The organism is Kitasatospora sp. NPDC101801 (genome assembly GCF_044766665.1).
Lineage (GTDB): Bacteria > Actinomycetota > Actinomycetes > Streptomycetales > Streptomycetaceae > Kitasatospora.
In genome coordinates this window covers 733,775-743,297 of record NZ_JBIWML010000001.1, presented here as the reverse complement: position 1 = coordinate 743,297, position 9,523 = coordinate 733,775, and the positions used below count along the sequence as shown (strand labels likewise).

7 protein-coding genes are annotated in these 9,523 nt (G+C 73.4%); 6 read left to right on the top strand and 1 reads right to left on the bottom strand.

The window, feature by feature from the left end:
• On the top strand, positions 1–805 hold an 805-nt coding region (locus ACIRPK_RS03230; protein WP_403032158.1), incomplete at its 5' end, for a cellulose binding domain-containing protein.
• Positions 806–812: 7 nt separating this feature from the next.
• On the opposite strand, the gene ACIRPK_RS03225 is transcribed toward ACIRPK_RS03230, so the two are convergent.
• Positions 813–2,633 (bottom strand): glycoside hydrolase family 15 protein, encoded by a 1,821-nt coding sequence (locus ACIRPK_RS03225; RefSeq protein ID WP_403032155.1) that lies wholly within the window; start codon positions 2,631–2,633, stop codon positions 813–815.
• 151 nt (positions 2,634–2,784) lie between these two features.
• Here ACIRPK_RS03225 and ACIRPK_RS03220 point away from each other — a divergent pair, with 151 nt between their 5' ends.
• From ACIRPK_RS03220 to ACIRPK_RS03200, 5 genes are all read left to right on the top strand, one after another.
• On the top strand, positions 2,785–3,591 hold the full coding sequence (locus ACIRPK_RS03220) for an SAM-dependent methyltransferase (RefSeq protein ID WP_403032153.1): 807 nt from the start codon (positions 2,785–2,787) through the stop codon (positions 3,589–3,591).
• Complete coding sequence (locus ACIRPK_RS03215) at positions 3,588–5,702, top strand: putative bifunctional diguanylate cyclase/phosphodiesterase (protein WP_403032150.1); 2,115 nt, start codon at positions 3,588–3,590, stop codon at positions 5,700–5,702. Before ACIRPK_RS03220 ends, ACIRPK_RS03215 begins: the two co-directional genes overlap by 4 nt.
• Positions 5,703–6,015: 313 nt before the next feature.
• A complete protein-coding gene (locus ACIRPK_RS03210) occupies positions 6,016–6,849 on the top strand; it encodes a glycosyltransferase family 2 protein (RefSeq protein WP_403032148.1) in 834 nt (277 codons plus the stop codon).
• Positions 6,849–8,147, top strand: a complete 1,299-nt coding sequence (locus ACIRPK_RS03205; RefSeq protein WP_403032145.1) for a glycosyltransferase family 2 protein — start codon at positions 6,849–6,851, stop codon at positions 8,145–8,147. The genes ACIRPK_RS03210 and ACIRPK_RS03205 overlap by 1 nt, the downstream gene beginning before the upstream one ends.
• Before the next feature lie 5 nt (positions 8,148–8,152).
• On the top strand, positions 8,153–9,523 hold the full coding sequence (locus ACIRPK_RS03200) for a lipopolysaccharide biosynthesis protein (protein WP_403032142.1): 1,371 nt from the start codon (positions 8,153–8,155) through the stop codon (positions 9,521–9,523).

The window sequence follows — 9,523 nt, the reverse complement described above, 5'->3', positions numbered from 1 at the left end:
GGCCGCGTCGACCGACAACGTCGGTGTGACGGGGTACCAGGTCTTCCGCAACGGTGTGCAGGTCGGTACCTCGACCACCACCTCGTACGCGGACAGTGGCCTGACCGCCGCGACGGCGTACAGCTACACGGTGAAGGCCCGCGACGCGGCCGGCAACGTCTCGGCGGCCTCCGCCGCGCTGAGCGTCACCACCTCGGCGGGCACCGGTGACACCGTGGCCCCGTCCGTTCCGGCCGGGCTGGCCGCGAGCGGGGTCACCGCCTCGGGTGCGACGGTGAGTTGGGCCGCGTCGACCGACAACGTCGGTGTGACGGGGTACCAGGTCTTCCGCAACGGTGTGCAGGTCGGTACCTCGACCACCACCTCGTACGCGGACAGCGGTCTGACCGCCGCGACGGCGTACAGCTACACGGTGAAGGCCCGCGACGCGGCCGGCAACGTCTCGGCGGCCTCCGCCGCGCTGAGCGTCACCACCCTGGCCGGTGGCGGCGGCGGCAATGCCGGGTGCACCGCGACCTACAAGGTGAGCAGCGACTGGGGCGCCGGCTTCAACGCCGACGTCACGGTGACCAACACCGGCACCGTGGCCACCAAGTCCTGGAAGGTCACCTGGACCTGGGGCGGCAACCAGCAGGTCACCAACCTGTGGAACGGCAGCGTCACCCAGAGCGGTGCGGCGGTCTCGGTCGCCAACGCCGGCTACAACGGCGCGGTCGCGGCCGGTGGCAGCACCGGCTTCGGCTTCGGTGCCACCTACTCGGGCGGCAACGGTGCCCCGACCCTGAGCTGCACCGCCACCAGCTGACGGCGGTTCAGTGAACGGCGGCCGATCCCACGCCGGTGGGGTCGGCCGCTTCGGCGTCGGCCAGGCCGAACGCGGTGTTCACCAGTGCGACGTGAGTGAACGCCTGCGGGGCGTTGCCGAGTTGGCGGCCGGCGGCCGGGTCGTACTCCTCGGCCAGCAGGCCCAGGTCGTTGGCCACCGCCAGTGAGCGCTCGAACAGCTCCCTGGCCTCGGCCCGCCGCCCGGTCAGCGCGAGCGCGTCGGCCAGCCAGAACGAGCAGGCCAGGAAGGCCCCTTCGGAGCCGGGCAGCCCGTCGGTGCCGGGGGCGGCCCGGTAGCGGCGGACGAAGCCGCCCTGGTCCAGCCCGGTCCGGACCGCGTCCACGGTGCGCACCACCCGGGGGTCGTCGGGCGGCAGGAAGCCGGACTTGGCGATGAACAGCGTGGCGGCGTCCAACTCCTCGGCGCCGTACGACTGGACGAAGATCCCGCGGCGGGCGTGGTAGCCGTGCTCGCAGACCTCGGTGTGCACGGTGTCCCGCAGGGTGCGCCACTGCCGCACCGGCGCGGGCAGCCCGGTGGCCTCGGCCAGCCGGACGGCGCGGTCGGCGGCCACCCAGACCATCACCTTGGAGTGCACGAACTGCCGCCGTTCGCCCCGGACTTCCCACAGGCCCTCGTCCGGCTCGCGCCAGTGCAGGGTGAGGAAGTCCATCAGGCTGCGGAGCAGCCCCCAGACTTTGCGCTCCATCGGGATGCCGGCCCGGTAGGCGAGCTCCAGGGTGTCCAGCACCTCGCCGTAGACGTCGAGTTGGAGCTGCCGGACGGCCGCGTTGCCGAACCGGACCGGGGTGGAGTCCAGGTAGCCGGGCAGCCAGTCCGCCTCGGTCTCCGGCAGGGTGCGTTCGCCGGCCACCCCGTACACCGCCTGGAGGTCGCCGGGGTCGCCCGCGATCGCCCGCAGCAGCCACTTCCGCCAGGCCGCCGCCTCGTCCCGGAAGCCGCCGCGCAGCAGGGCCGCCAGCGTCATGCTGGAGTCCCGCAGCCAGCAGAACCGGTAGTCCCAGTTGCGCTCGCCGCCCGGATGCTCGGGCAGCGAGGCGGTCGGGGCGGCCACGATGCCGCCGGTCGGGTCGTAGGTGAGCGCCTTGAGGGTGATCAGCGAGCGCAGCACCTGCTCGCGGTACGGGCCCTGGTAGCGCAGGCCGTCGGCCCAGGACTGCCAGCCGGCCAGGGTGCGCCCCAGCAGCTCGGCCGGGTCCACCCGGGGGGTGTCGGTGCGGTGCGAGGGCTGCCAGGTGAGCACGAACGGGACCTGTTCGCCCGGGTGCACGGTGAACTCGGAGACGGTCGCGCCGTCCTCGCCCCAGGTGTGCACGCCGGGCGGCACCCGGAGCCAGGCGGAGTCGGGCCCGGCCACCGCGATCCGGTGGTGGTCGGTCCGGCGCACCCAGGGCTCGATCCGGCCGTGGTTGAACCGCAGCCGCAGGGTGCTCCGGACCCGGACGGCGCCCTCGACCCCCTCGACGATCCGCACCAGGCGGGGCAGGCGCTCCCGCCGGGGCATGAAGTCGGTGACCCGGACGGTGCCGGCGGGGGTCCGCCAGAGCGACTCCAGCACCAGGCTGGCGGGCCGGTAGCGGCGCTCGGTGCACCGGCCGCCGGTGACGGGGGCCAGCCGCCAGGCGCCGTGCCGGTCGTCGCCCAGCAGTCCGGCGAAGCAGCTGGGCGAGTCGAAGCGGGGCAGGCAGAGCCAGTCGACCGATCCGTCCCGGCCGAGCAGGGCGGCGGTCTGGAGATCTCCGAGGAGCGCGTAGTCCTCGATGGGTCCGGCCATGACGGGTCCCATTCTCGTCCGGCGGGCCCGGAACGGCGCCTGCTCGGGAACGTGCCCCTTCCGTCACACCGGCCTCCCCTGTTTCACTGCTTGCAGGGGAGAGGCGATGATAGGAAGATCCTCATGCTTTGTAGTCCACTCCACGTCCGGTAGGGATGCCGTCATGCAGCAAGCGAACTGGGTCCCCGACGGTACCGACACCGAGAAGCCGAACGCGGCCCGGGTGTACGACTACTACCTCGGCGGCTCGCACAACTTCGAGGTCGACCGGGTGATGGCCCGGAAGGCGATGGAGTTCTGGCCCGAGCTCCCCGAGATCATGCGCGCCAACCGGGCCTTCCTGCGCCGGGCCGTGCAGCACCTGGCCGAACAGGGCGTCACCCGTTTCCTGGACATCGGTTCCGGCATCCCGACCTTCGGGCCGGTGCACGAGATCGCCCGGGCGATCCGGCCGGACAGCCGGGTGGTCTACGTGGACCACGACCCGATCGCGGTCGCGCACAGCCGCCTGCTGCTCAAGGACGACCCGCAGAGCGTGGTGGTCGAGGCCGACCTGCGCAAGCTCGACGACCTGCTGTCCCGCCCCGAGGTGGTGGACCTGCTGGCGGCCGGGGAGCCGGTCGCCCTGCTGATGGTCTCGGTGCTGCACTTCATCTCCGACGAGGACGACCCGTACGGGCTGGTGCGGACGCTCCGGGACGCGCTGCCGCCGGGCAGCGCGCTGGTGGTCTGCCACGCCTCGCTGGAGGGCCGGCCGGACCAGGCCGGGGCCCACCAGGACCTGTACAAGCGCACCCCGACCCCGATCACGATGCGCAACCGCGAGGCGATCACCCCGTTCTTCGACGGCTTCGAGCTGCTCGAGCCCGGCCTGGTCTTCCTGCCCGAGTGGCGCCCCGAGGACCCGGCGTCGGTCGGTCCGCACCCGGAGCGGATGACCGGCCTGGCGGGCGTCGGACTGCTGCCGTGACCACGGGGTCGGACGGGGCGGGCCGGGTGGACGCCCCCACCTGGTTCCACCAGGAGTGGGAGCGGCTGCTCCGGAGCGGCCACGGCATGGCCGTGCACCCGGGCATCCTGAGCCGCCTGGTGTCCCGGACGGCCGTGCTGCTGCACCGGGCCCAGCACGAGGAGCCGTTCCGGCCGGAGCTGGCCGGGCAGGCCGGCGCCCAGCTGGTGGAGGCGCACTTCACCGACCCGGCGGTGCTGGCCAGGGCGGTCGAGCTGCTGCAGCTCGGCCCGGTCGGCGACGGCCGGGGCCCGGCGCTCTGCGGCGCCTTCGCGGCCGGCTGGGCGGAGGCGCTGCGGGAGCGCACGCTGCGCGAGCAGGAGGCGATCCGGCTGGCCGCCGACACCGCCCGGCGCGAGGTGGAGAAGGCGCTCCGGGAGTCGGAGAACAAGTTCCGGGCACTGTTCGAGAGCGCCGCGATCGGTATCGGCATCGGCGACACCGACGGCAAGATCATCTCGGTCAACCGGGCGCTCGGCGAGATCTTCGGCATCGGCTCGACGGACATGACGGGCCGCCGGGTGGACGAGCTGGTGCACCCCGAGGACACCCCGGGGGTCTGGGAGGCGTACGAGGACCTGATCGCCGGGCGCCGGGAGTACTTCCAGTTCGACAAGCCGTACTACCGGCAGGACGGCGAGGTGGTCTGGACCCACCTGACCGTCTCGCTGATCCGGGACGACGAGGGCGTGCCGCTCTACCAGGTGGCCATGCTGGAGGACATCACCGACCGGTACCGGCTGCAGGAGCGGCTGCGGCACCAGGCCACCCACGACCCGCTGACCGGGCTGCCGAACCGGGTGGCCTTCTTCGAGCGGCTGGAGAAGCTGTTCGAGGAGCCGGAGCCGGGGGCCAGGTTCGGCCTCTGCTACGTGGACCTGGACGGCTTCAAGGTGGTCAACGACAGCCTCGGGCACGACACCGGCGACCAGCTGCTGGCCGCCGTCGGGCAGCGGCTGGAGACCGCCCTGACCCCGCTCGGCCACCTGGTGGCCCGGCTCGGCGGCGACGAGTTCGTGGTGCTGCTGGAGGACTGCCGGGGCGAGCAGGAGGCGGTGGCGGCCGCCAAGACGGTGCTGGCCGCACTGGCCAGGCCGGTCCAGGTGGGCGACCACTCGCTGGCGGTCGGCGCCAGCGTCGGCGTGCTGGAGCGCCGGGTGGCCACCACCACCCCGGGCGCCGCGGTCCGGGCCGCCGACCTCACGCTGTACCGGGCCAAGGAGGCCGGCCGCGGCCGCTGGACGCTGTTCGACCCGAAGGAGAACGCCCGCGCGGTCAGCCGGTACGCGGTCTCCGTGCGGATGCCCGCCGCGCTGGACCGGGGCGAGTTCTTCATCGACTACCAGCCGCTCTGCTCGCTGGCCGACGGCTCGCTGGTCGCGGTCGAGGCGCTGGTGCGCTGGCGGCACCCGCAGCTCGGGGTGCTCGGGCCCGACGAGTTCATCGGGGTGGCCGAGGAGACCGGCCTGATCATGCCGCTCGGCCGCTGGGTGCTGGAGCAGGCCTGCCGCCAGGCCACCGACTGGGTACGGGAGTTCGGCCCGGACGCGCCGCAGATCAACGTCAACCTGGCGGTCCGGCAGGCCCGCAACGCCGGGTTGGTCACCGACGTCGAGCGGATCCTGCGGATGACCGGACTGCCGCCCGGCAAGCTCCAGTTGGAGATCACCGAGTCCACCGTGGTGGGCCCCGAGGACGAGGCGCTGAAGGCCCTGCACGGGGTGCGCGACCTCGGCGTCTCGCTGGCGGTGGACGACTTCGGGACCGGCTGGTCCAACCTGGCCTACCTGCGTGACCTGCCGGTCTCCTGCCTGAAGATCGCCGGCTCCTTCGTCGGCGACCTGCACGACCCGGCCAAGGACGCGCACACCGGCTGGCGGATCGTCAGCGGACTGGTCTCGCTGGCGCACACCCTCGGCCTGACCGTGACCGCCGAAGGCGTGGAGAGCGGCGCGGACGCCGAGCGGCTGCGGCAGATGGGGTGCGACTGGGCGCAGGGCTGGCACTTCGGCCGCCCGGTCCGGCCGGACGAGATCTCCCGGCGGATCGCCGAGGAGCGCCGCAGGCCGTAGCCGGAGGGTCCGGTCCGCGGCATTCACAAAGCGGACACAAGGGTTGACAGGGGGCAGTCTCCGGGCGGACGATGAGGCCCTGGCACCAGTTCATTCGCCAGTTGCCCGTGACAGTCGGCGCACAGCCGCCCGAGACCGACCGGCGCACTTCGGAGGGGTTCGGGGGAGTCCGTACCAGCCCGCCGTGCCGCACGTCGTTCTCATTCCAGAACCGGGGCCCGCCCCGCGCCCAGCGCGGCCGGTCCGCCCCGTCTCCCGGGTCACGCCGGTGGGGGGCCCGTGTGCCCGCAGCCTCGGAGAAGGCCGTTTCGCGATGAGCATCACGCTGCCCCCCAACGTCCTCCCGTACCCGACCCGTGACGACGGCCGGCCCGGGCGACGAGCCTCCGACCGACCGCCCGCCGACCGGCCGATGCGCCGGGTCGACGACCGGACCAGGACCAGGCACTCGGTCAGCCTGGTCGTCCCGGCCCAGAACGAGGCCCGCAACATCCCCTGGGTGTTCGAGCAGATCCCGAACTGCGTCGACGAGGTCATCCTGGTCGACGGCTCCTCCACCGACGCCACCGTGGCGATGGCCGAGCACTGCCTGCCCACCGTCCGCAAGGTCCAGCAGAGCGCCCCCGGCAAGGGCAACGCGCTGCGGACCGGCTTCGCCGCCGCCGAGGGCGAGTACGTGGTGATGATGGACGCCGACGGCTCGATGTGGCCCGGCGAGATCCCGCACTACCTGCACTTCCTGGACCACGGCTACGACTTCGTGAAGGGCTCCCGGTGCATCGCCGGCGGCGGCTCACTGGACCTGACCCGGATCAGGGCGCTCGGCAACCTGGCGCTGCTGACCGTGGTCAACCGGCTCTACCGGACCAGACTGACCGACCTCTGCTACGGATTCTGCGCCTTCCGCCGGGACTTCCTGGACCAACTCGACCTGCGCTCGGCCGGGTTCGAGATCGAGGCCGAGATGATCGCGCACGCGCTGCGGTCCGGCCTGCGGATCGCCGAGGTGCCGAGCCTCGAACTTCCCCGCCGCAGTGGCCGTTCGCACCTGCACGCCGTCTCGGACGGCCGCCGGGTGCTACGGACGCTGCTCGCCGAACGCCCTGGCGGCAGCGGAACGGCCGGCCACGCCTCGGGGGAGCGGTGATGAACGGCGTCGACCGGCGCGCCGCAACGGCCTGCCCCTGCCCCGCCGCCCGGGACTCGCTCTACACCCCCGTCCACGTGGTCGAACTGGACCTGGCCGAACCCGGTGAGCTGCGCTCGCCCGGGGGCACCGGGCCGGCCACTCCGGACGGCCGCGTGTTGGCGTTGGTGCGGCTGCACGGACACCCGCTCGGACTGGTCTCCGCCACCGGCAGCGCCGACGATCCGGTCGGTCTGCGCCGGGCGCTGGTCGAAGCCGCTTTCAGCGAGATCCGCATCACCGCACACCAGTTGACCACCGCGACGGTCCGGGCGCCCCGAAGTCGGGCCGGCGGCGCCCGGTCGTCCGCGGAACCGCCGAGGATCAGCGTCGTGATCGCCACCCACAACCGGCCCGAGCTGCTCCGCCAGTGCCTGGACTCCGTCCTGCGGATCGACAGCCCGCAGTACGAGGTGCTGGTCGTCGACAACGCCCCGGCCGGGGACGACGCGAAGACCCTGATCCGCGAGCGGTACGCCGACCGGGTCCGCTACCTGCGCGAGCCGGTGGCGGGCCTGGCCCGGGCCCACAACCTCGGACTGGCCGCCGCCCGGGGCGAGTTGATCGCCTTCACCGACGACGACACGCTGGTCGACCGGGACTGGCTGACCGCCCTGACCACGGCCTTCGCCGAGGACCCGGACGCCGGCTGCGTCACCGGTCTGATCCTGCCCGCCGAGCTGGAGACCGCCGCGCAGGCCGCGCTCCAGCAGCACGGCGGCTACGACAAGGGGTTCGCCGCCCGGCGCTGGTCGCTCGACCAGCCGTCCGGTGACCCGCTGTTCCCGTTCACCGCAGGGCGGTTCGGCTCCGGCGCCAACATGGCGTTCCGGACCGGGCTGCTGCGCGCGATCGGCGGCTTCGACCCCGCCACCGGTGTCGGCACCCCCGCGCACGGCGGCGACGACCTGCTGGCCTTCTTCCGGATCGTCACCAGCGGGCACGTGCTCAGCTACCAGCCGGACGCGATCGTCTGGCACCGGCACCGCCGGACCCCGGACGCGCTGCCCGCCCAGCTCTACGGCTACGGCGCCGGCCTGGGCGCCTACCTGGCCGCCGCGGTGGCCGCCGAACCCCGGCTGCTGCCCGCGCTGCTGCGCCGGATCCCGCGCGGGGTGCGGCAGGCCGCCGCACAGGCCCGGAGCCGCACCACCCCGAGCGGCCAACGGTCCACCCGGATGGCCGCGTTGGAGCTGCGCGGGATGCTGTACGGGCCGGTCGGCTACCTCCGTTCGCTGCACCAGGCCAGAGCGGAGTGAGTGCGATGGCCACCGCCCTCTCCGGGTCCGGCACCGCCGACTGCGGCTGCCCGCTGCCGCTGCCCTGCCAGTGCTCCTACCCGGCCCTGCTCCGGGCCCGGCTCAGGGCCGCCGTCCCGTCCGAGCCGCTGTTGCACAACGGCCATGTGCTGACCGCCAGTTCGCTGCTCAGCGCAGCCCTCGGCGCGTTCTTCTGGCTGCTCGCCACCGCCTGGTACAGCCCGGAGACGGTCGGCCGCAGCTACGCCGCGCTGTCCGCCGCCGCGCTGCTCTCCGGGGTCGGCCAGTTCAACCTGGGCGACGTGCTGATGCGGTTCGTCCCCACCGCCGGGCCGCACACCCGGCGGCTGCTGCTGCGCTGCTACGCCGTCAGCTCGGTGGCCAGCGTGCTCGCCGCGGTGGCCTTCCTGCTGCTGATCCCGGTGCTCGCCCCCGGTCTCGACTTCCTGCGCGACCCGGCGGTGGCCGTCGCCTTCGTCGCCGCCAGCGCCGGGTACACCCTGTTCGTGCTCCAGGACGGCGCGCTCACCGGGCTGCGCCGGCCCGGCTGGGTGCTCGGCGAGAACACGCTGTTCGCGGTCGCCAAGGCGGTCCTGCTGGTCGGCTTCGCCCTGTTGGCGCTGGACTCCGGCATCCTGCTGGCCTGGAGCGCCGCGCTGGTGGTCTCGCTGGTGGTCACCAACGGCTACCTGTTCGGGCGGGCCGTACCCGCGCACGCCGAGGCGGACCGGGACAGGGTGCCACCGCCCCGGCTGGTGCGCTACGCGGCCGCGGACTACGTCGGCGCGCTGCTGCGGACCGCCGCCTACAGCCTGATGCCACTGCTGGTGCTCGGACGGCTCGGCGCCGACCAGAACGCCTACTTCTCGCTGGCCTGGGTGATCGCCTACACCTGCTACCTGGCCACCCTCAACATGGGCAGCTCGCTGATCGTCGAGGCCGCCCACGCCCCCGAACGGCTGGCCGAGCACGGGCGCCGGGTACTCCGGCACGCCGGACTGCTGGTCGGTACCGGAGTCCTGCTGCTGGTGGTGGCCGCCCCCTGGGTGCTGGCCGCCTTCGGCCCGGACTACGCCGCGAACGGCACCACCCTGCTGCGCCTGCTCGCCCTCTCCGCACTGCCCAACCTGGTGCTCGGTGTCGCCATCGACGTCTGCCGGGCCCGCCGGGCGATGGGCTGGGTGATGGGCCTGCAGGCCACCCTGCTGCTGCTGGTGCTGGTGCTGACCGTCTGGCTGATCCCGCTGTACGGCCTGACCGGCGTCGGCCTGGCCTGGCTGATCGCGGAGAGCCTGCTGGCCCTGCCGCTGCTGCTCACGCTGCCGCGCTGGCTCCCCCGGGACACGAGCCCCCGGACGACGAAGGGAAGCGAGTGA

Excerpts from the sequence above, each read along its gene's own strand:
- ACIRPK_RS03225 (WP_403032155.1), bottom strand. The coding sequence starts at position 2,633 with ATGGGACCCGTCATGGCCGGACCCATCGAGGACTACGCGCTCCTCGGA.
- ACIRPK_RS03220 (WP_403032153.1), top strand. The coding sequence starts at position 2,785 with ATGCAGCAAGCGAACTGGGTCCCCGACGGTACCGACACCGAGAAGCCG.
- ACIRPK_RS03210 (WP_403032148.1), top strand. The coding sequence starts at position 6,016 with ATGAGCATCACGCTGCCCCCCAACGTCCTCCCGTACCCGACCCGTGAC.
- ACIRPK_RS03205 (WP_403032145.1), top strand. The coding sequence starts at position 6,849 with ATGAACGGCGTCGACCGGCGCGCCGCAACGGCCTGCCCCTGCCCCGCC.
- ACIRPK_RS03200 (WP_403032142.1), top strand. The coding sequence starts at position 8,153 with ATGGCCACCGCCCTCTCCGGGTCCGGCACCGCCGACTGCGGCTGCCCG.